This window comes from Flavobacterium sp. CF108 (genome assembly GCF_900129795.1).
Lineage (GTDB): Bacteria > Bacteroidota > Bacteroidia > Flavobacteriales > Flavobacteriaceae > Flavobacterium.
The window spans coordinates 358948-382386 of sequence record NZ_FQWW01000005.1 but is presented as its reverse complement, the minus strand read 5'-3'; the positions used below and the strand labels follow the sequence as shown (position 1 = coordinate 382386).

Sequence of the window (23439 nt, the reverse complement as noted above, 5' to 3'; positions counted from 1 at the left end):
TTATGGATTTTTTTAGTTTTCCATACCTCATTTTGATTTTAACATATGCCATTATATATATAAACGAAAATAGTAATAAACAAAATAATACAACCAATAATAAGAGAATAAGATTTATAAGTGCTTTTATCTTTCTTATTTTTTTTGGTTTTAGGGGTTATGTAGGAAGTGACTGGTTCAATTATGAATATTATTATTCAGAAACAACATTAGATTCATGGACAATTCAGGATTATGAATTAGGATTTTCTTTTTTTGCTAAACTTTTCCACGATTTAGGTCTTACTTATCATTTTTTTATTTTTTTTATTACATTAATACAAGTCATACTTTGGAATAGATTTTTAAAAACACAATCAAATCAAATAGCCTTATCATATATTATCTTGATAAGTTTGTTTCCTTTATTAATTATTGATTTATTAAGAAATTTAACATCTATACTTATTGCAATACAAGCTATTGATTATATTAATAAAAATAGAAAGTTTAAGGCGGCAATTATAATTTTACTATCAGTATTATTTCATACTACTGGAGTATTTTTCTTCTTACTCTTTTTAATAAATAGACAATATTTTAAAAGAAGTAATTTAATAATTATTTTAATTTTAGGTATAATTGTTTACATTCTGCAGTTTAATTTTTTTAATAGTATTGTAGCATTTATAGGACAACACATAGGAGGAAGATTACAATATTTAGCAAGTACAATTACAGATTCTGATAAGACCTACGGATTAAGATTTGGAATTTTAGAGAAGCTTTTTATATTGGTATTAGTTTTAATGAATTACAATCGAATTGTTAGAAACAAACTTATTAAGCCAATATATTTTAACGGTTTTTTCTGCTATTGTTTCTTACTGCTTTATTTTAGTACATCGGACACTATAATTAATAGATTTTCTTTGCTGTTTTTTTGGGCCTACTTAATGATCCTCTGTAATTTTAAAATATTAATAGGAAACAATAATATGAATTTGATTGTAATATTTATTTGTGTTCTCAAGACTTTTGTAACCTTTAATAGAGATATTTATGAATATTCAAATAATATTATAACAGAGGATTCTTATTACGAAAGAAAAGTAATTAGAGAGAAAGCATACGAAGATAGTATGTAAAGGAAAATTGTCAATTGATGTATGAAATTGTGAGGACCAAAAATATTCAGGAAAGACAAATAAAAAAACAAAATGAAAATAGCAATAAATTGTATTTATTACGAAGCTGGTGGAGGAATCAAAGAATATATTCATAATTTAGTAAAAGAGCTTATAAGCTTAAATAATGATTTTGAATATGTATTTTACATATCAAAAGCTGTTGAATCTACATTTATTGAACTTACGAAAGGAAAAGGAAAAATTAAGATTTTTCCATTTGAATCGAATAAAAAGATAAAGAGAGCATTACTTCAAAAGTATTTTTGGAAAAAAGAAGAAAAGGAAGAGAAATTTAATATATTTCATTCGACATTTTTTCATTCCCCGAAATTTAAAAATGCAAAAGTTATTTTAACAGTTCATGATTTAAGATTTTTAAATTTCCCGAAATCTTATGAATTTAAAAGATATTTTTATCTAAAATATGCTGTCAAAAAATCAATTAAAAATGCTGATAAAATTATAACGATCTCCAATTTTACCAAAGATGAAGTTATTAAATTTTATAAAATTGAGGAATACAAAATAAAAGCTATTCATGAAGCGGTAGATTCTGATGCTTTTGTTTTAAAAAATAATTCAAATGAAAGAATGATTAAGGAAAATTTAGTTGTTTCAAATAAATACATCCTTGCTGTTGGACATCTAGAACCACGAAAAAATTATATAAGATTAATTGAAGCTTTTTTAATATTACCTCAAACTATTCAAGATAACTATAAATTAATTATTGTCGGTAAAAAAAATTATGACTACGATGATATTTTATCGACGATAAGTAAAACCACAGAAGTAATCTATCTGGATTTTATTTCTAGAGATGATTTAGTGTGGCTGTATGCAAATTGTAAAATTCATGTTTTTCCATCTTATTATGAAGGGTTTGGTTTCCCTTCACTTGAAGCAGGATTATTCAGCAAACCAACAATTGGTGCAAATCAAAGTTCAATTGCCGAGATTTCCGGAGAAGGTGGATTGTATTTTGATCCCTTTTCTGTAGAAGATATAAAAGAAAAAATTAAACTTGCTTTAACTGATGAAATTCTTTATTTAAAATTATCATCAAATGCGTTGTTAAATACAACAAAATTTTCATGGAAAAGAAATGCAGTAGACACCTGCGAAATTTATAATCATTTTAGAAATAAAGAGAAAGAATTATTTAGTTTATAAAATATTAAGAAATGAAAAAGCTCATTTTTTTATCCGTATTTTTTGTTATTACAATTTCATGTAATTGTCAGGATAGCAATTCTGCTTTTATTTACAAGAATGTAAATAAGAATTTAATATATAAAGTTAATGTACAGACGAAAGTTGGTAAAATTAAATTTGTTGATATAAAGTCTTATTTGCCAGTTAATTATGTGCAAAATGGATCTGTTGATTATACCACTTATATACAAAAAGGAATAAATGAAAATCAATTTGTAAAATTACCGAATTTTCCAATTTTAATTTCAGAGAAAGGTTTGTCATTAAAAAGTAATTCAATTCTCTATTTTAACCAAAAGTCAAAATTAATAATAACTCCCAACTCCTTACCTAAATATCAAATTTTAGATGTTAGAAATATTGAAAATGTTAAGATCTATAATCCAAAACTAGTTGGTGATAAAAATAAACATAAGGGAGCTGCTGGAGAATGGGGTATGGGCATAAATATTATATCATCTTCAAATATTACAATATACAATCCGGAAATCATAAATTGCTGGGGAGATGGTATATATATAAGTGGTGTGTCAACCAAAGAGTCAGAGAACATATATGTTGAAGGAGGCTTACTAGATAACAATAGGCGTAACGGTATTTCTATAATTAGTGGAAAAAATATAAATATTTCTAACCTATATATAGCTAATACTAATGGTACACTGCCAATGGCTGGGATTGATGTAGAGCCAAATGAAAATGATAATACTTTGGAAAAAATAAATTTAACAAAGATTAATACATTTAACAATGGTGATGCTGGAATAGCAATTATTTTATTAAATATGATAGGGAAAAAATATCATGATGTAGATGTAAATATTAATTCACATAAAGATACATTTTCAAAATATGGATTAATAATGGGAGGGTCAAAAACTGGATATAAATACCCAGATGATATTAAACCGTTAGGAGGATCTGTTAATATTAATAATTCACAATGGAATGATAATTCTGGTAAAGTTTCCATAGCAGCGGATTTTAAATATACCGCAAAATATAAATTTTCTAACTTAAAAATAAAAACTAACGGTAAGGAAGACATTAAAGAAACTGAGTCAAAAACAAAGAAAATAAAAGAACTGGGTTTTACCGTTAATTAAACTAATGGTCGAAAAAATATAGAAGTTATTATTTGAATGATAATTTAAAATAAACTCATACAGCATTCTAAAATTATTAAGAATATTGTTACAAATGTTTATTGGATTTAAAAAAAACATCCCTAAAATTTAGAAATGAATCAAATAATTCAGGGCAAAAGTAAACAGAAGTTAATACGTATTACGACTGTTCCGCTATCACTAAAAACCTTATTAAAAGGACAAAGTAGATTTATGTCTTCTTATTATGAAGTAATCGGAATTTCATCTGCAGGCAAAGAACTGTCAGATGTTAATTTAGATGAAGGAATTCGTGTTTTGCCAGTAGAAATGACTAGAAAAATTTCGCCTGTAAAAGATTTAAAATCCCTTTATGAATTATATAGAATTTTAAAAAAAGAAAAACCTTTTATAGTCCACTCTCATACACCAAAAGCAGGTATTATTTCAATGCTTGCTGCAAAGTTTGCGCACGTACCATTTAGATTACATACAGTTGCTGGTTTACCATTAATGGAAACGACTGGAAATAAAAGAAAACTGTTAAATCTTGTAGAAAAATTAACTTATCGATGTGCTACAAATGTATATCCAAATTCAAAGGGGTTATATGATTTTATAGTAGAAAATAAATTTACAGATAAAACAAAATTAAAAGTTTTAGGGAACGGAAGTTCTAATGGAATTAATACCAATTATTTTGATGTTAACTTAATTTCATTAGAACAAAAAACTTTATTAGCGAAACATTTAAATATTATTTCAACAGATTTTGTCTTTATTTTTGTTGGAAGACTTGTTTCAGATAAAGGTATAAATGAACTAATTAAATCCTTCAATGAAATTAGTAAGGATTATAATAATGCTAAATTAATTCTGGTTGGTTCTTTTGAAGAAGAATTAGATCCCTTGAATTTGGATACTCTTCAGATTATTAATGAGAATTCGAAAATTCTTTCAGTTGGTTTCCAGCAAGATGTTCGTTCTTATTTTGCTATTAGCGATTGTTTGGTTTTTCCTAGCTATCGAGAGGGATTTCCAAATGTTGTGATGCAGGCAGGCGCAATGGGATTACCATCTATTGTCTCTGATATAAATGGTTGTAATGAAATTATTGAAGATGGAATTAATGGAATAATCGTGCCTGTAAAAAATGCCCAATTGATATATGATAGTATGCAAAGAATGATTAGTGATTCAAAATTGAAAAATACTTTAAAAGAGAAATCTAGAGAAATGATCGTATCTCGTTATGATCAAAAAGTCATTTGGGATGCTATTTTAGATGAATATAAAAAATTAGAAAATTTATGTACAAAGTAGTTTTTAAACCTGCACTTGACTTTTTAGTTGCATTTATTGGTTTTCTAATTCTGAGTCCAGTTTTTTTTATAGTAACAATTGGCTTATATTTTGCAAATCAAGGAAAACCATTTTTTTTTCAAGACCGTCCAGGGAAAAGTGGTAAGATTTTTAAAATAATTAAGTTTAGAACCATGAACGAGAAGAAAGATTCTCAAGGAGAATTATTATCAGATGCAGAACGATTAACGAAAATCGGTCAATTTGTTAGAAAAACGTCTTTAGATGAGATACCTCAATTATTAAATGTTCTAAAAGGTGACATGAGTATTATTGGTCCTCGTCCATTGCTACCCGAATATTTACCATTGTATAGCGAATTTCAAAAACAACGACATGATGTCAAACCAGGTATTACAGGTTGGGCCCAAGTAAATGGCAGAAATGCAATTTCGTGGCAGGATAAATTTACATTTGATGTTTGGTATGTTGAAAATGTATCATTTCTGTTAGATTTAAAAATTATTCTGAAAACTTTTAAAAAAGTGATTGTAAGTGAAGGAATTAATGCAACAAATGTTGCGACTATAGATCGTTTTAATGGAGAGTGTTAAATATTTATATGGAGCGAGTGGTCATTGCAAAGTAATTATCGAGATATTAAAAAGCATAAACAATAAAGTTGGAGCAATTTTGGATGACTATCCAAAAAATAATTTTCTTATGGATATTCCTGTAATTGAATTTTCTAAAACAGAAATTTTACCAGAAGATAATATTATTATTTCGATAGGAAATAATGAGACTAGAAAAAAAATTGCTTCAAACATTAATGCTGACTTTGCTGTTGCATTTCACAATAAAGCAATCATATCTGAAAGTGCAAAAATTGATAAAGGTTCTGTTGTTATGGCAGGAGTTGTTATAAATGCTTCTGTAAATATAGGTAAGCATTGTATCATTAATACGGGTTCAATAATTGACCATGATTGCGACATAGCAGACTATTGCCATATTTCTCCCAATGTTTCTCTAGCAGGAAACGTTACAATTGGAGAAGGAACACATGTTGGTATTGGTACTTGCGTTATACAAGGTGTTAAAATTGGAAAATGGACAACGATAGGAGCTGGATCGGTAATAATCGATGACGTTCCAGATTTTGCTGTTGTTGTTGGTAATCCAGGCAAAATAATAAAATATAATCACAAAAATGAATAATTCGAAAATATGGTTGTCATCTCCACACATGGGAGGGACAGAAGAAAAATATGTACAAGAAGCTTTTGATACAAATTGGATAGCTCCATTAGGACCAAACGTGAACGGTTTCGAAAAAGATTTAGAAACATATTTGGGATCAAATGTTCAAGTAGGCGCACTAAGTTCAGGAACAGCTGCTATTCATTTAGGGCTAATTCTATTAGGCGTTAAAGCTGGCGATGAAGTTATTTGCCAGAGTATGACTTTTTCAGCATCTGCAAATCCAATTATGTATTTAGGGGCAACTCCTGTTTTTGTTGATAGCGAAAGTGATACATGGAATTTATGTCCAATCTCACTAGAAAATGCTATTATTGACAGAATCTCGAAAGGAAAAAAACCAAAAGCAATAATTGCGGTTCATCTTTATGGAATGCCTTATAAAGTTGTTGATATTAATAATGTCGCTACAAAGTATAATATTCCTGTTCTTGAAGATAGTGCAGAAGCATTAGGAAGTTATTTTAAAAATAAGAAATGTGGAACTTTTGGCGAAATAGGAATTCTTTCTTTTAATGGAAATAAAATTATTACAACATCTGGAGGCGGAGCAATTGTAACAAAAAAACCAGAGGTAAAAGAAAAAGCAGTTTTTCTTTCTACTCAGGCTAGAGATAATGCACCTCATTATCAGCACAGCGAAATTGGATATAATTACAGAATGAGTAATATCTGTGCAGGTATTGGTCGTGGACAAATGGAAATTTTAGACAAGCATATACAACTTCGTAGAAAAATGAATAATTTTTATGCTAATTACTTTAATAATATTGAAGGAGTTGAGGTTCTTATAGAACCAAATGATGATTATTTTTCAAATCATTGGTTGTCTGCCATTACAATAGATCCAGCAAAATCTAATGGAAAGACAAGAGAAGATTTAAGAGTTGCATTTGAAGCAGCTAATATTGAAAGCAGGCCTCTTTGGAAACCAATGCATTTGCAGCCTGTTTTTGAACAATATCCATATTATGGTAAAAAAGTGTCTGAAAAATTATTTGAAAATGGGTTGTGTCTGCCTTCTGGGTCAAATTTAAGTGATGAAGATAGAAAAAGAATACAGGCAGTTTTAGACGTTTTTTTTAATGTGAAATTTTAATTAAATGAAAATTGAAAAAACATTTATTGAAGGCTTACTTATTGTCGAACCTATTATATTAGGAGATGAAAGAGGTTATTTTTTTGAATCATACAGTAAAGCTAAATTTCAAGACTTAGGTGTTGAAGTTGATTTCATTCAGGATAATCAATCTTTTTCACGATATGGAACCCTGAGAGGTTTGCATTATCAAAATCCACCATTTGCTCAAACTAAACTAGTTCGTGTTTTACAAGGCGAAATAGTAGATATTGTAGTTGATTTGAGAAAAGGTTCGCTAACTTATGGCAAAACATTCAGTGTTTTATTATCAGCCGAAAATAAAAAGCAATTATTAATACCACAAGGTTTTGCACATGGTTTTTCAGTTATAAGTGAAACCGCTTCTGTAATGTATAAATGTGATCAGGTTTACAATAAAGCTTCTGAAGGAGGTATTAAATATGATGATCCTTTATTAAATATTGACTGGGTGATAGATTTAAATAAGGCCATTATTTCAGAGAAAGATCAAACTCTTCCTTTCATTCAAGAATGCAATAGTTTATTTTAATGAAGAATATACTTGTAACTGGCTCGAATGGTCAATTGGGTTCTGAATTGTATGTTTTGTCTTTACAATATTTACGGTATAATTGGGTTTTTGCAGATCGAAGTAAAGTTACACTTGATGATATTAAGTTGTTGAAAGCGCAACTCAATGAAATTCAGCCTGATATTATTCTGAATTGCGCAGCATACACAGCAGTAGATAAAGCAGAGACTGAAAAAGAAATAGCTTTTACAATTAATCATTTAGCTGTTGAATCAATCGCTAAATATGCTGAGGATAATAATATAAAATTATTACACATTTCGACAGATTATGTGTTTGACGGATCTTCATCAACTCCCTTAAATGAAGAAGCTGTAACAAATCCTATTAATATCTATGGTAAAAGTAAAAGAGCAGGAGAAGTAGCTTGCCTTAAAGAAAATCCAAACTCAATTGTAATTAGAACTTCTTGGGTTTATAGCAAATTTGGCAATAATTTTGTTAAAACAATGCAGAGATTAATGCAAGAAAAAGATGAAATTAATATTGTTAATGATCAAGTAGGATCCCCTACCTACGCGGCTGATTTAGCGAAGGCAATTATTGATATTGTTGAATCTGAAAAATGGATACCGGGAATTTACAATTACTCAAATGAAGGCGAAATAACATGGTATGAATTTGCGTTGGCAATAAAAGAGTTTGGCAAATATAATTGTAAAGTTTATGGAATACCGTCATCATCTTACCCAACTCCTGCAAGACGACCAATATTTTCGTTGTTAAGTAAAACAAAGATAAAACAAACTTATAACGTTGATATTCCTAATTATAAAGATAGTTTAGAAAAAATGTTCATTATATAGATTAATCTTAATATTTGTTCCTGCATTTAGTGACAAATTTTTAAAATCTAAAAAACTTAAAGATATTATGAAAGGAATAATTTTAGCTGGAGGTTCGGGGACACGTTTACATCCCTTAACACTCGCAGTCAGTAAGCAGATGATGCCTGTTTATGATAAACCAATGATTTATTACCCATTATCTACATTGATGATGGTAGGAATCAATGAAATATTAATTATTTCAACACCTCATGATCTGCCAAATTTTAAAAAATTATTAGGTGATGGTTCTAATTTAGGGTGTGAATTTAGTTATGCAGAACAAGCAATTCCAAATGGTTTAGCACAAGCTTTTGTTATTGGCGAAGATTTTATTGGGAACGATGATGTGGCATTAATTTTAGGGGATAATATATTCTTTGGAGCTACAATGCAGGAATTATTAAGATCTAATACCAAACCTAATGGGGGAGTTGTTTTTGCATACCATGTTTCAGATCCTGAACGTTACGGTGTTGTTGAATTTGATGGAAATTTTAATGCGGTTAGTATTGAAGAAAAACCAGAAAATCCAAAATCAAATTTTGCAGTTCCAGGATTGTATTTTTATGATAATTCAGTAGTTGAAATTGCTAAAAGTATAAAGCCAAGTGCAAGAGGAGAATATGAAATAACAGATGTGAATAAAACCTATTTAGAAAAAGGGAATTTAAAAGTTGGCGTCTTAGGAAGAGGTACAGCTTGGTTGGATACTGGAACTTTTAACAGTTTAATGCAAGCGGGACATTTTGTTCAGGTTCTTGAGGAAAGACAAGGTTTAAAGGTTGGCTGCATTGAAGAAGTGGCGTGGAGACAAGGGTTTATTAATGATGAACAATTGAAGAGTTTAGCTTTGCCATTAGTTAAATCTGGTTATGGAGAATATTTGAATGAACTTTTAAAACAAAAGAAAAATGGGGTTAAAATTTAATTTTAAATAATTAATAAATTTATAATCCTTTAATTCGTATTTTTGTAAAACAGAGAAAGTCTGTTAAAATTTAATTAAATCAAAAATTGGGTACAGATAAACTAACTAAAATAGCATCCTTTTTGTATAATTCTTTTTCCCCAAGGAATTTGAGAGCAAATATTAATAACCTTAGTTATTTACCAAGGTGGATTATTGTTGCCATAGATGTAATGGTACTTATTTTTTCATTTACATTTACCTATATGCTGTTTGAAGGTACAGCTTTAGGATATATTATTGTTTCTCATGATTTTTATTTTGTTACGAGTTTAATAGTTGTTAATGTTTTCTTCTTTTGGCTTTTTAGAACTTATTCAGGAATTATAAGACATTCGTCTTATATTGATGCAATAAAACTCTTGTTTTCTCAAATGTCAGTTTTAGTGTTTTTTTTGTTTGTCAATCTAGTTTATGAATTATATGCGGGGGAAAAAGCATTTTTAAATACAGCATTATTTATAAATTTAGTATTGTCTTTCTGTGGTTTGTTCTTATATCGTGTAATTGTAAAGCAAACTTTTGAATTGTATTTTTCAGAAAAAACAAATTCAAAACTTATAAGAACTGTAATTTATGGTACAGATGCAAATGCTATTTCAGTTGCAAACGCCTTAAAATTTGAAACCCCATCTAGATTTAAAATTGTTGGCTTTGTAGATAAAAATAATCAAAATGCATCAAAGAGAATGTTAGATCTTCCTATTTTGATTTTAAGAAAAAAACTTCCGGCTTTAATGCGATCTGTTGCAGCCGAAGGAGTTATTATAGCTGATAAAAGTTTGTCAAAAGATGAACAATTAATTATAGTAGATCAATGTCTTGAATTCAATTATAGAGTTTATACAGTTCCTCTAATTTCAGATTGGGAAAATCAAAAAGAGATTTCTCAAAAAGTAAAAAATATTCAGATTGAAGATTTATTAGAAAGAAAACCTATAGTTTTAGATAGTAAGTCGATTTCTAAACAATTGAAAGATAAAACAATTCTTATTACTGGTGCCGCTGGATCAATTGGTAGTGAGATAGTAAGACAAGTTCTTGGATTTAATCCGAAAACGGTTATTATTTTAGATCATGCAGAAACTCCTTTACATAATCTTTGCTTAGAAACATTAAGCATGGATACAACTGCAAAAATTGTGGCAGTTATTACAGATGTAAAAAGTAAAAAAGCATTAGAGAAAGTATTTAAAAATTACAATCCTCATGTTGTTTTCCATGCTGCGGCTTATAAGCATGTTCCTTTAATGGAAGAGAATCCAGCACAAGCTATATTAACAAATATAAAAGGAACCAAAAATCTAGCAGATTTAGCATGTAAATATCATGTCAAAAAATTCGTAATGGTTTCGACCGATAAAGCTGTGAATCCAAGTAATGTTATGGGAGCCAGCAAACGAATTGCTGAGAAATACGTTCAGTCTTTATATTTAAAAAATCAAAAAGAAAATATACCTGGAGTTACAAAGTTTATTACTACACGTTTTGGTAATGTTTTAGGATCTAACGGTTCTGTTGTTCCTTTGTTTACTAAACAAATTGCAGAAGGAGGCCCGGTTACAATTACGCATCAGGATATTATTCGATACTTTATGACTATTCCAGAGGCTTGTCAGTTGGTTTTAGAAGCAGGAGCAATGGGTAATGGTGGTGAGATCTATATTTTCGATATGGGTAAACCGGTAAGAATAATAGATTTAGCAAAAAAAATGATTAAGCTTGCTGGATTTATACCGGATAAGGAAATCAAAATAAAAATAGTTGGATTACGACCTGGTGAGAAATTATATGAAGAATTATTAAATGATACTTCTAAAACGTTACCAACATATCATAATAAAATTATGATAGCTCAAGAAATACAGGACGAATATGAAAATCTGCATACTGATATTGATGAGTTAATTGGAATTGCTGATTTTTATGATAATGAAGATATAGTGGCAAAAATGAAAAAAATTGTTCCTGAATTTAAAAGTATGAATTCTGCTTTTGAAGTTCTTGATAAATAATTCTGACAAATTCGATAGATATATTAAAAAGGTGTTTTTTTAAAACGCCTTTTTCCTTTTTAATTAAATAATAAAAGGCTAAAAATCTTGTTAAATCAAAGGCTGGCTTAACATCTATTATTAAAAATTGATTATATAAAAATATAAATGAATAATAATTCTAATGACTGGTTGTTTGAAATAACACCAAAAAACAAGTTCTTTTCATTAAATTTTAAAGAAATTTGGCAATACAGAGATTTACTATTTCTTTTTGTTAAAAGAGATGTAATTACTGTATATAAGCAAACAGTATTAGGGCCGCTTTGGTACTTAATTCAGCCATTATTCACTTCAATAACGTTTACAATAATATTTAATAATGTCGCAGGTATAAATACTGGATCAGTCCCTCCCTTCTTGTTTAATTTAGCAGGAATTACAGTTTGGAACTATTTTACGGCTTGTTTAAATGGAACTTCTGATACATTTAAGGCTAATGCAGGCATATTTGGAAAGGTCTATTTTCCGCGAATAATTACACCTCTTTCAGTCATAATTTCGAATTTGATTAAGTTAGGCATTCAACTGGTAATTTTCATTGCTTTTTATATTTTTTATTATTTTAAAGGATCCAATTTAAGTTTAAACAATTCATTGTTCCTTTTCCCATTATTAGTTGTCATTATGGGAATTTTAGGATTAGGCTTAGGGATGCTTATTTCTTCTATGGTAACAAAATATCGAGATTTTAGTTATTTGTTAGGGTTTGGAATACAATTGCTTATGTATTTATCCGCAGTAATGTACCCAATGGAGCTTATTAAAGCAAAGTTACCCGCTTACGGATGGATCGTAGAATATAACCCATTAGCATATATTATTGAATCGGCACGTTATATGCTTTTAGGTGTCGGAGAAATTTCAATATTAGGATTAAGTTATACAATAACGGTCACTATAGTTATTTTCTTTCTGGGTGTTTTAATTTTTAATAAGACAGAAAAAAGCTTTATTGATACAGTCTAGACTTATATTTTCAGACTGTATTTTATATAATTAACATTTAGTATTATAATTGAAAAAAGATATTATTTTAAAAGCCGAAAATATCTCTAAACAATATCGTTTAGGAGAAGTAGGAACAGGTACGTTAACTCACGATTTAAATAAATGGTGGCATCAAATTCGTGGTAAAGAAAATCCATACTTAAAAATAGGTGATACTAATGACCGCTCTACAAAAGGAACTTCAGAATATGTTTGGGCTTTACAAGATATTAATTTTGAAGTAGAACGTGGAGAAGTATTAGGAATTATTGGTAAAAATGGGGCTGGAAAGTCGACTCTTTTAAAAATACTTTCAAAAGTAACGGCACCTACAACTGGGAGTATAAAATCTCGTGGTAGAATCGCATCATTATTAGAAGTAGGAACTGGATTTCACGGAGAGATGACTGGTCGTGAAAATATCTTTTTGAATGGTGCCATTCTCGGAATGACCAAAAAAGAAATTGCATCTAAACTTGATGAGATTATTGAATTTTCAGGCTGTGAACGTTATATCGATACACCTGTAAAAAGATATAGCAGCGGAATGACCGTTCGTCTTGCATTTGCAGTTGCAGCTTTTCTAGAGCCTGAAATTTTAGTTATAGATGAGGTTTTGGCTGTTGGAGATGCTGAATTTCAGAAAAAAGCAATTGGTAAAATGCAGGATATTTCTAGAGGAGAGGGAAGAACCGTTTTATTTGTTAGTCATAATATGGCAGCAGTAAAGAGTTTATGTACAAGAGGAGTTATTTTAGAACACGGAAAAGTAGTTTTTGAAGGAGAGATTGAAAATGCTGTAAGTTATTATCTTGGAGGAAATACTGAAACAATGAACTCGAGAACATTTGGTCATGAATATGATTTTCCGGTTTTTAAATTAATCGAAATTTCTTTAAAAAACTATGGAAGAAATTCGGATGACGTATTGCGTGAAAATGAATTAATTATTCTAAATACAAAACTAGATATAAAAATAAACGAACCAGAAAGATATCATATAACTTATCATTTGCATAATGAAATGGGTGAAGCTATGTTTTCATTTTCTAATGCAGGATCATTTTCTTTAAAGAATGGTATAAATGATATAACTTGTAATTTTCCAATATCTTTTTTTCAATCTGGGCAGTACTTTTTGTCTCTTTTTATTGTTGAAGATTCAAAACAACCAATTTTTATTGAAAGTGATGTTATTGCTTTCACAGTAGTAGATGCTGGTAGAGAATTAGGAACTTATATGGGTAGGGAACCGGGATATATAAGACCACAATTTGAATGGAAAATAGAATAATATTTAAATAGAAATACGACAATGTCAAAAAGTATAAAAGTCAGCGTATGCATGATAACTTACGGTCACGAAAAATTTATTGAAGAAGCAATAAATGGTGTCTTAATGCAAGAAGTTGACTTTCAGGTTGAATTAATTATTTCTAATGATGCCTCACCTGATAGAACACATGAGATTGTAAATTCAATTATAGGAAACCATCCTCGAGGCAATTGGATTAACTATATAAAACATGAGTCAAATATTGGTATGATGTTAAATTCTCAGTTTGTATTACAAGCTAGTAAGGGAGAATTCATTGCAATTTGTGAAGGAGACGATTATTGGACTGATCCTTTGAAGTTAAAAAAACAAATTGATTTTTTAGAAGCAAATCCTGATTATGTAATGTGTTTTCATCGTTGTCAATTTCTTACACTTGAAAATGGTAATCTTAATCTTTTTAATCAAAATCTAAAAATGATCGATTATGAATACAATTTATATGGATTATTATACTATTGGAATATTCCTACTGCTTCTATTGTCTTTAGGAATGTCTTTCTTAAAGAAGAAAATGTTTTTCCTCAAGAATTTTTGAATGTTAAAAGCGGAGATATAGCACTTGCATCTTATTTATTTCAATTTGGTAAATTTTTTCTTTTTAAAGAAATGATGTGTGTTTATAGAATCTTTGGATTAGGAGTGTCTGTAACACATAAAGATTTTAGAATGATTCATTATAGAGCAGAATTATATTGTAAAATAAATGAATATTACAATTTTAAATATGAAAGAGAAATATACAAAGCATTGCACGATATAATGAATGTATATGAACCAACTTTATGTATGGAGAAAAAAAGGTTAACAAATTTTTCAACAAGAAAGTTGATTAATGATTTATTTAGCCTATTAAAAAATAAATAGCTAAAAGGCGGATTTGTTTTTATATTATTATTCTCGGCTTTAATTGTTGAGTTTTGTTAATAAAAAAATAAAAATAACCACTTGTAAGAGAAATATTTTATGAAGCCTCAGTTTGATATGGCTATGATAAAAACAATATAAAAAATGCCAAATACGAATTAAAAAGATATGAAAATACCATTAGTATCCATCTGTATTCCAATATATAATGGAGCATTGTTTTTAGAAGAAGCTTTAAATTCAGCTATTAGCCAAACATATCCAAATTTAGAAATTATAATTTCTGATGATCATTCAGTCGATAATAGTCTAGAAATAGTAGAAAGTTTTAAGAATATAACACAAATTCCATTTTATATATACAGCCATATACCAAATGGTATTGGAGCTAATTGGAATAATTCTATTAAATATGCGAGTGGAGATTATATAAAATTTCTTTTTCAAGATGACTTAATGCGTTCAGATTGTATTGAAAAAATGATGGAATTAGCCGTTTCAGATAATGACATAGGATTGGTTTATTGTAAAAGAACTATTTTACATGATCCAAATAATTTAGAACACAAAGCTTGGGTTAATTATGGAGGAGTATTACACAAGAAATGGCAGTATTTAGAAATTAATGAAGGTGTTCTAGATGGAAAAAAATATTTATCAGATTTATATCTAATGAACAGTCCTCTAAATAAAATTGGTGAGCCTACAGCTGTTTTATTGAATAAAAAATGTTTTCAGAAAGTTGGTTTATTTGATGAAAATCTTAAACAAACTTTAGATATTGATTATTGGTATCGCTTAATGAAATACTATAAAATTGGATTTATAGATAAGGAATTGGTTTCCTTTCGATTACATAATGATCAGGCATCTTCTGTAAACCAAAGAAATCAAATTGATGAAACTGCTTTACTCACGCAAAAATTTTATAAATCTCTTTTTTGGTGTTTTCATCCTAAAAAGAGATGGAAACTTTTTAAAAGCCATAGTTGGATAGGAAATTCAGTAAGATATCTTAAAGGGATTTTTAAATAAAAAAGTGAATCATTGAAAACGAAACTAAAAGATAAATTTTACTTTCGTAAAAGTGCATTTTTAATATATTTAAAATAATGAAGATAAGTATAGTCATTGTTACCTATAATGGTATGAAATGGATTCAAAATTGTCTAGATTCTATTCTTGAAAGTACCTTATTACCAGAGATCATAGTTGTTGATAATTGCAGTACAGACAATACGAAAGATTTTTTGAAAAGTAATTATTCTCAAAAAATCAAACTCATTGAATCTAAAGAAAATGTAGGATTTGGACGGGCTAATAATTTAGGTATTTCGTTAGGACTTGAATTAAATAGTGATTTCATTTTTTTATTAAATCAAGATACGGTTATACAAAAAGATACCGTTGAGAAACTCTTAGAAGTATCAAATAGAAATTTAAACTTTGGGATAATAAGTCCGATACATTCAGATGGATCTGGCGCTTTATTAGACGTTAGTTTTTTATATTATATAAATCGTCAAGGCGAAAATTTAATTTCTGATTCTATTTTAAACAAAGAGATGAAAGAAATTTACGAGGTTGAAATGATAAACGCAGCAGCTTGGTTTATTCCTAAAAAAACTTTTGAAATTGTTGGAGGATTTGATCCTATGTTTTTCCTCTATGGCGAAGATGATAATTTTTGTCAAAGAGTATTATATCATAATTTAAAAATAGGCATTACACCAAAAACTATAATTAAGCACGATAGTGATAATAATTATACAGTTAATTTTTCTAAAGGTTCTGAAAAATATTATAATAAGTTTTTAAACAGAATCAGAATACAATATGGAAATGTGAATTCAGAAGATTATAGAAAAATTAATAAAATCAGAAGACACTTTATTAAAGAAGCAATAGTTAGTTTATTAAAATTAAATTTTAGTGAATATCAAATTAACAAAACTAAATACAAACTCATAGACAGAAAAAGTATTGAGTTAAGCGTTTTGAATAACAGAGAAACCGGGAAGAAATATTTAGCTTAAAAGTATGGAATCAAATTTTAGTTTTCTAGTATCTGTAGTTATACCTTGTTATAATGATTATAAATATATTCATGAAGCAATAGACTCAATTAATAATCAGACACATAAAAATGTTGAGATTATTATTGTAGATGATGGTTCAGATATCGTTACACAAAATGTTCTCAAAACAATAAAACAAGAAAATATAACGATTCTATATCAAAAAAATTCAGGTCCTAGTGCAGCAAGGAATACTGGAATAAAGTTAGCTAAAGGAGATTATATTTTAACATTAGATGCTGACGATTATTTTGATCCTGATTTTATTTCAAAAGCTTTAAATATCCTTACAACTAATAATAAAATAGGTTTAGTAAGCTGCTGGATAAAGGTTTTTACTGAAAAAGGTATTATAGAAAGATTTAAACCAGAAGGCGGAGATTTGAAAATACTAATTTTAGGAAATGGGGCTTCAGCAGGAAGTGTGTTTTTTAGAAAACAGTGCTGGATAGATGCAGGAGGTTATGATGAAAACATGAGAAAAGGTTATGAAGATTGGGAATTTAATATCTCAGTAGTAAAAGCCGGATGGAAAATTGAAATAATAGAGGAATATTTATTTAACTATAGAAAAAAGATTCGGTCAAGAAATTCACAAGCTGATAAATTTCATAAATACGAACTTTGGAAGTATATTTATACAAAACATAAAGATCTATGGAATAATTACCATGAATTAATGATTGAAAATCTTTTTTCGCAAATGGAACTTTTAGAATTAGGTTCGCACAATCTTCGAAAAACAGTCGACTTTAAATTAGGAAAAACAATCTTGATGCCCTTCAGATTTATTAAAAATCTTTTATTCTAATTTTAAAATTAAATTGATAAAGTGAAAAATACAAAATTAGTTTCAATCGTTATACCTTGTTATAATGACAAAGATTATATTCAGGAAAGTGTAAATTCAGCTTTAAACCAAACCTACAAAAACATTGAAATTATTATTGTAGATGATGGCTCAGATCAAGCTACAAAAAAAGTCTTAGCAGGTATTAATCATGAGAAGGTAAAATTAATTACTCAAGAAAATAGAGGATTAAGCGCAGCCAGAAATACTGGAATAAAAAATGCAAATGGAGAATACATAACTGCTTTAGATGCTGATGACCTTTTTGAAGATATTTTTATTGAAAAAGCAGTATCCGTTTTAAATCTTGAATCTACAATTGGGGTTGTAGGCTGCTATTCAAACTATTTTGTAGGGAATAAAAAAATAATAAGCAAAATTTGTCCGGAAGGAGGCAGTATTGAAAATTTCTTATTTTGCAATAATACCATGGCAAGTTCTTTATTTAGAAAAAAATGTTGGGTTGATGCTGGAGGTTTTGATGAAAACATGAAGAAAGGATATGAAGATTGGGAGTTTTGGATATCTGTTACCAAGCAAAACTGGCAGATACACATTATAAAAGAGTTTCTTTTTAACTATAGGAAAAAGGAAAATTCAATGCTTCAGACAACCAATCTTTTGCATGAAGAGGAAAATTATCAATATGTATTAAATAAGCATAAAGATTTATATATAAAAGATTTTGACAAAACGATAGCGTTTTTGCAAAAAAAAACTTTGAAATATAAAACGAATGAAATTAAAAGATTAAAATCTATCAATTATAGAGTTGGAAATGCAATTTTAAAACCTTTAAGGTTTTTAAAAAAAATAATTTTAAGATGAAAAAAGCTATTTATAAATTGGTTACAAGATTAGGATACAGAATTGAAAACAAAAAACAGGATCAAAAGAGAAGAGTTTTATTTTTATCCAAATTTAATATTGAAACAGGTTTACAATTAGCGGTCAAAGCATTTCCTTTTATTCAAAGTCTAAACGGGCTCTATGATGATTTAAAACTTAAAGACTACAAAGAAGGAATATTATTAGAGTTCGAAAATTTAAAAATCTATGTAGAAACGTATGAAGAAATTTTGATTGTTAATGAGATATTTGTGAAAATGGATTATAACTTTTTTGTCAATGATAAAGTAGTTTTAATAGATATTGGAACTAATGTTGGAATAGCATCTTTGTTTTTTTCCAGATTTAGTAATATTGAGAAAATATATGCATTTGAACCCGTTGACGATACTTATAAACAAGCTTTGTTAAACTTTAGTTTAAATAAAGATATGGTAAAAGTGAGCGATTTTCAAAACTATGGTTTAGGAAAAAGTGACAGGAATGAAGTTTTTCTTTTTAATAAAAATGTGAAAGGCAATACAGGAGTAAGAGGAAAAATGAGTTCAAGTTTTGATGCTTCGGAAGTTGTAGAAAAAGAAGTCTTAATAAAAAAAGTTTCATCTGAAATTGAAAGGATAAAGAAAGAAAATCCATTGAGTAAAATTGTCGTAAAGATGGATTGTGAAGGTGGGGAGTATGAGATTTTTGAAGATTTACAGGAGTCAAACAGTATTCAAAACATTGATTATTTTCTTTTAGAATGGCATGATAAAGGAAGTAAACCAATACATAAAGTTTTAAAAGAAAATGGATTTGGGTATTTCTCGCAAAATTTATCTCACAATGCGGGAATGATTTATGCTTTTAAAAGTAAAATATGAAAGAACCGTTAATTTCGATAATTATACCGGCTTATAACCGTGCTTCTTTGATTGGAGAAACTTTAGATAGTATTTTAGTTCAAACTTATAAAAATTGGGAATGTATTGTTGTTGATGATGGTTCAGTTGATAACACCGAAAATATTGTTGCAGAATATGTAAAAAAAGATAATCGTTTTCAATTTTATAGAAGGCCCGAAACTATGAATAAAGGAGCTAACTCTTGTAGAAATTATGGATTTAGCCTCAGCAAAGGAGAATGGATAAAATGGTTGGATAGTGATGATTTGATGTATATAGATACTATGGCTATTGAATCAAGATTGATAAATGGTTATTCTAACATTGTACTATCACCCCTTGTACTTTATGATTTTGGTAAAAAAGAAGAAATTAAAAAAAGTAATATTTTTTCATCTAATTTAATTCATGATTATTTCATTGCTAAGGTTGCTCTTTACGTTTCTGGCCCTCTGTGGGAAAGAAAATTTTTAAATAAACAAGAGTACCTTTTTGACGAAAAAATATCTAATGTAGACGATTGGGATTTTAATATGAGAATGTTGTACAAAAAACCAATAATTCGCTACAACGAAAAACCAACAATTCTTTATCGTATGCATGACAATTCATTATCAAATGAAATAAGGAAAGGGAATAAAATAGAAATAATTTCGGTTTTAAATGCTTTAGAAAAACATTTGAAATTGATCAAGATAAATAAAATTACACCTTATAAACCCTTACTTCAATATACTATAAAGTACTATAAAACAACTATTTATAATTCGTTATTAGCAAATAAAAATTATTCGTTTTATATATACTCTCGTTTAGTTAAAATTCATTTTTTTAATTTTTACAATTTTAAAGAATTGGCTAAAGTCAGTTTGGGGTTTTTAGTCTATAAAGTTTGTAACAAAGGATATGTGTTTTTTAAGTAAGAATTGATATGTTGATATTTAATAGTTTAGGCAGAAAAGGAAATCTAGGGAATCAATTGTTTCAAATTGCTTCAACTGTTGGTTTGGCTGTAAAACATAATAAACCATTCTCATTTCCTGAGTGGGAGTATGAGGAATATTTTGATTATGAATTACCAAAGCAGGACAAAAATAAAAAGCTAATTCAGATAGTTGAGAAATCATATGAGTTTCATGATTTCGAAATTGGTAATGAAGATTATGATATAAATGGAGCATTACAATCAGAGAAATATTTTGATATCGAAACAACTAAAAAAATGTTTAAGTTCAAAGATATTTTTGTAGATGATTTAACAACTAAATATAGTCATCTGTTTAAAAATAATCCCATTTTTATATCTGTAAGACGAGGCGATTTTGTTCATCACCCTCATTATTATCAATTACCGTATTGGTATTATATTTTAGCTTTAAAAAATAATTTCTCTGATTGGGAAGAACGAGATTTGATTTTTATGAGTGATAATATTAATTACTGTAAGAGTCATTTTAAGTTTTTAAAAAAGGCTGTTTTTTTAGAAAATCTTTCAGCTGCAGAACAATTAATTTTAGGAGCTCAAGGCACAGATTTCATAATAAGTAACTCAACATTTTCATGGTGGCTTGCATGGTTGGGCGAAAAAAAGAATAGTAAGATTGTTAGACCGGTAAAGAATTTTAGAGGCTCATTTGCAAAACTCAATAATGATAAAGACTTTTTTCCTGAAAGATGGCTTTCATTTGATTACAAAAAGTATTGTATGAAACCAACAAACTCTAGATTGTTTATTCAGGAAGTTTATTTTCAGTCAAATGATTTTATTTGTCAAAAAGCAGCAATAATTACTGATGTAATTAATAGAATTAAAAAACGAATTTCCAGATGAAAATTCTCTTTATTTCAATGCATTCTATTCATACTGTGCGATGGATTGAAAACTTAAAAGAATCTGAATATGATCTTTATTGGTATGATATTCTTGGAAAAGGAAAGCTGGAAACATTACCAACTGTAAAACAATTTATAGAAACAAAAAAGAGAAAACTTCCACATATAAAAGGAGAATATAGCTTTTCAAAAAAAATGCCTGGATTGTATGGTTATATTCGTCCTTTTTTGGAAACTACTGAAAATGAAGTACTCGAAAGAATTATAAAAGAAATCAATCCAGACGTTATTCATAGTTTTGAAATGCAATCAGTTTCTTATTCCATATTAAAAACAATGAATAAATTTCCTGAAATAAAATGGATATATTCATGCTGGGGTAATGATTTGTTTTATTATCAGAATTTTCAAAATCATAGAAACAAAATTAAGAATGTTTTAAAGCGGGTAGATTACTTACACACAGATTGTTTAAGAGATTACGAAATTGCTAAAGAAAATGGTTATAAAGGCATACATATTGGAGTGATTCCTGGAGGTACAGGCTACAAAATAAAACAGTTTAAAGTTTATAAGAAACCAATTAAAGATAGGAATATAATTTTAGTTAAAGGCTATCAAAATATATTTGGCAGGGGATTAAATATCATTAAAGCTCTTCAAAAATTAAAAACAAAAATTGAAGATTACGAGATTTTTGTCTTTGGAACTCATGTTGTAGTTGAAAAATATATTATTGAAAATGATTTAGATTATAAAGTTTATAGTCGGCATGATTTGACACACCAGCAAATAATGGAATTAATGGGCAGTTCAATATTATATATTGGAAATAACATTTCAGACGGTATGGCAAATACTTTACTGGAAGCAGTTGTTATGGGAGCTTTTCCTATTCAATCTAACCCTGGGAATGTTTCGGCAGAAATTATAAAACATGGAACAAATGGTCTTTTAATTGAAGATCCTGAAAATATTGATTCTATTGCTCAATTAATTATTCAAGTTATTGAAAATAAAGAAATGCTGATCAATGCCTACGAGTTGAATAACAAAATTGCTCTTGAAAAATTAGATTATAATATTAATCAACAAAAAGTAATAGCTTTATATAAAAACCTTGAAAATAAATTAAGTGAGAGTAGGCTTTAACCCAAATAAAGACAAACTTCAACAGCCAAATGATTTTTTTCATCAGGTCATTATTCCTGTTTATATACCTAATAATGAAGGTTATTTTAAAGACAGTCTCAAGATTTTTGAATATTGTCTTGAATCATTATTTAAGACAAGTCATTCAAAGACATTTATATCAATAGTCGATAACGGAAGCAGCGTTGAGATTATAAATTATTTAGATAAATTATATAAACAAGGCAATATACATGAATTAATACATACTCATAATATTGGAAAACTTAACGCTGTTTTAAAAGGAGTTTCAGGTCATAATTTTGAAATAGTAACGATCTCCGATGCCGATGTTCTTTTTTTAGATAATTGGCAGGAAGAAACATATAAAGTCTTCGAAGCATTTCCAAAAACGGGTGCTGTGTGTCCAACTCCATCTTCAAAAGTATTAAAACAACATACTTATAATGTATTGTTTGATAATTTCTTTTCAAAAAAATTAAAATTCACCTTAGTAAAAAATCCTGAGGCTATGTTAAAATTTGCAGAAAGTATTGGAAATACAAAATTTTACAAAGAACATCATTTAAAATATAATTTGACTATTTCTGCCGGAAAAACAAAGGCAGTTTTGGGAGCTGGCCATTTTGTAACTAGTTATAAAGGAACAATTTTTAATAAGCTAAATGAACGTTTTACTAATTTTGGACTTGGTGGAGAAAGCGAAGAAAAATTTCTGGATAAACCAGTAGCAGATCAGGGATATTGGAGATTGTCAACAGAAAATAATTTTGCATATCATATGGGAAATGTTTTGGAACCTTGGATGCAGGAACAATTGAGTCAGTTAGAAGGAAATCAACAAAAAGTTAGCCCTCCTTATTTAAAAAAAATATCTGTTTCAAAATTCTCGAATCTTATTAAAAATAAAATTTTAATGAGAGTTTTGATAAATAAACGCATCTGGACATGGTTCTTACAATTTAAAGGACTGAGTAAAGAAATCTCAAGAAAATATTAA

General features: G+C 28.3%; 23 protein-coding genes. All 23 read left to right on the top strand.

Annotation, left to right across the window (positions count from 1 at the left end; genetic code table 11):
- Positions 1–2 precede the first annotated feature (2 nt).
- The 23 genes from BUE10_RS15895 (at position 3) to BUE10_RS15785 (ending at position 23439) form a co-directional block, all read left to right on the top strand.
- Positions 3–1127, top strand: a complete 1125-nt coding sequence (locus tag BUE10_RS15895) for an EpsG family protein (RefSeq protein ID WP_073486647.1) — start codon at positions 3–5, stop codon at positions 1125–1127.
- Positions 1128–1199: 72 nt separating this feature from the next.
- Entirely contained in the window at positions 1200–2342 is a 1143-nt protein-coding gene (locus BUE10_RS15890) for a glycosyltransferase family 4 protein (RefSeq protein WP_073486645.1), read from the top strand.
- A gap of 11 nt (positions 2343–2353) precedes the next feature.
- Positions 2354–3490 carry a right-handed parallel beta-helix repeat-containing protein gene (locus BUE10_RS15885; RefSeq protein WP_073486643.1) on the top strand — a complete coding sequence of 379 codons (1137 nt, stop codon included), beginning with the start codon at positions 2354–2356 and terminating at the stop codon, positions 3488–3490.
- 135 nt (positions 3491–3625) lie between these two features.
- Entirely contained in the window at positions 3626–4813 is a 1188-nt protein-coding gene (locus tag BUE10_RS15880; RefSeq protein WP_073486641.1) for a glycosyltransferase family 4 protein, read from the top strand.
- Entirely contained in the window at positions 4801–5406 is a 606-nt protein-coding gene (locus BUE10_RS15875; RefSeq protein ID WP_073486639.1) for a sugar transferase, read from the top strand. Before BUE10_RS15880 ends, BUE10_RS15875 begins: the two co-directional genes overlap by 13 nt.
- Complete coding sequence (locus BUE10_RS15870; RefSeq protein WP_073486637.1) at positions 5393–6013, top strand: acetyltransferase; 621 nt, start codon at positions 5393–5395, stop codon at positions 6011–6013. The genes BUE10_RS15875 and BUE10_RS15870 overlap by 14 nt, the downstream gene beginning before the upstream one ends.
- The gene (locus BUE10_RS15865; protein ID WP_073486635.1) at positions 6006–7154 is read left to right on the top strand and encodes a DegT/DnrJ/EryC1/StrS family aminotransferase; all 1149 of its coding nucleotides are present in this window, start codon (positions 6006–6008) and stop codon (positions 7152–7154) included. Before BUE10_RS15870 ends, BUE10_RS15865 begins: the two co-directional genes overlap by 8 nt.
- Positions 7155–7158: 4 nt before the next feature.
- A complete protein-coding gene (rfbC, locus tag BUE10_RS15860) occupies positions 7159–7707 on the top strand; it encodes a dTDP-4-dehydrorhamnose 3,5-epimerase (RefSeq protein WP_073486633.1) in 549 nt (182 codons plus the stop codon).
- The gene (gene rfbD, locus BUE10_RS15855) at positions 7707–8555 is read left to right on the top strand and encodes a dTDP-4-dehydrorhamnose reductase (protein ID WP_073486631.1); all 849 of its coding nucleotides are present in this window, start codon (positions 7707–7709) and stop codon (positions 8553–8555) included. The genes rfbC and rfbD overlap by 1 nt, the downstream gene beginning before the upstream one ends.
- A gap of 67 nt (positions 8556–8622) precedes the next feature.
- Complete coding sequence (rfbA, locus tag BUE10_RS15850) at positions 8623–9507, top strand: glucose-1-phosphate thymidylyltransferase RfbA (RefSeq protein WP_073486629.1); 885 nt, start codon at positions 8623–8625, stop codon at positions 9505–9507.
- A gap of 86 nt (positions 9508–9593) precedes the next feature.
- Entirely contained in the window at positions 9594–11561 is a 1968-nt protein-coding gene (locus tag BUE10_RS15845) for a polysaccharide biosynthesis protein (protein WP_073486627.1), read from the top strand.
- Positions 11562–11708: 147 nt separating this feature from the next.
- The gene (locus BUE10_RS15840; RefSeq protein WP_073486625.1) at positions 11709–12569 is read left to right on the top strand and encodes an ABC transporter permease; all 861 of its coding nucleotides are present in this window, start codon (positions 11709–11711) and stop codon (positions 12567–12569) included.
- Positions 12570–12618: 49 nt separating this feature from the next.
- Positions 12619–13884: an ABC transporter ATP-binding protein gene (locus BUE10_RS15835; RefSeq protein WP_073486623.1), complete on the top strand. Its 1266-nt coding sequence runs from the start codon at positions 12619–12621 to the stop codon at positions 13882–13884.
- Between the two features lie 21 nt (positions 13885–13905).
- A complete protein-coding gene (locus tag BUE10_RS15830) occupies positions 13906–14793 on the top strand; it encodes a glycosyltransferase family 2 protein (RefSeq protein ID WP_073486621.1) in 888 nt (295 codons plus the stop codon).
- Positions 14794–14961: 168 nt separating this feature from the next.
- Positions 14962–15828 carry a glycosyltransferase family 2 protein gene (locus tag BUE10_RS15825; protein WP_073486618.1) on the top strand — a complete coding sequence of 289 codons (867 nt, stop codon included), beginning with the start codon at positions 14962–14964 and terminating at the stop codon, positions 15826–15828.
- Between the two features lie 77 nt (positions 15829–15905).
- Positions 15906–16829, top strand: coding sequence for a glycosyltransferase family 2 protein (locus BUE10_RS15820; protein WP_073486617.1), 924 nt, complete (start codon positions 15906–15908; stop codon positions 16827–16829).
- A 4-nt stretch (positions 16830–16833) separates the two neighbouring features.
- Positions 16834–17682, top strand: coding sequence for a glycosyltransferase family 2 protein (locus BUE10_RS15815; RefSeq protein WP_073486616.1), 849 nt, complete (start codon positions 16834–16836; stop codon positions 17680–17682).
- Positions 17683–17703: 21 nt separating this feature from the next.
- The gene (locus tag BUE10_RS15810) at positions 17704–18549 is read left to right on the top strand and encodes a glycosyltransferase family 2 protein (protein ID WP_073486615.1); all 846 of its coding nucleotides are present in this window, start codon (positions 17704–17706) and stop codon (positions 18547–18549) included.
- A complete protein-coding gene (locus BUE10_RS15805) occupies positions 18546–19433 on the top strand; it encodes an FkbM family methyltransferase (RefSeq protein ID WP_073486614.1) in 888 nt (295 codons plus the stop codon). Before BUE10_RS15810 ends, BUE10_RS15805 begins: the two co-directional genes overlap by 4 nt.
- Positions 19430–20377 carry a glycosyltransferase family 2 protein gene (locus BUE10_RS15800; RefSeq protein WP_073486613.1) on the top strand — a complete coding sequence of 316 codons (948 nt, stop codon included), beginning with the start codon at positions 19430–19432 and terminating at the stop codon, positions 20375–20377. The genes BUE10_RS15805 and BUE10_RS15800 overlap by 4 nt, the downstream gene beginning before the upstream one ends.
- 8 nt (positions 20378–20385) lie before the next feature.
- A complete protein-coding gene (locus BUE10_RS15795; protein ID WP_073486612.1) occupies positions 20386–21285 on the top strand; it encodes an alpha-1,2-fucosyltransferase in 900 nt (299 codons plus the stop codon).
- Entirely contained in the window at positions 21282–22439 is a 1158-nt protein-coding gene (locus BUE10_RS15790) for a glycosyltransferase (RefSeq protein ID WP_073486611.1), read from the top strand. Before BUE10_RS15795 ends, BUE10_RS15790 begins: the two co-directional genes overlap by 4 nt.
- Positions 22423–23439 carry a glycosyltransferase family A protein gene (locus BUE10_RS15785; RefSeq protein WP_073486610.1) on the top strand — a complete coding sequence of 339 codons (1017 nt, stop codon included), beginning with the start codon at positions 22423–22425 and terminating at the stop codon, positions 23437–23439. Before BUE10_RS15790 ends, BUE10_RS15785 begins: the two co-directional genes overlap by 17 nt.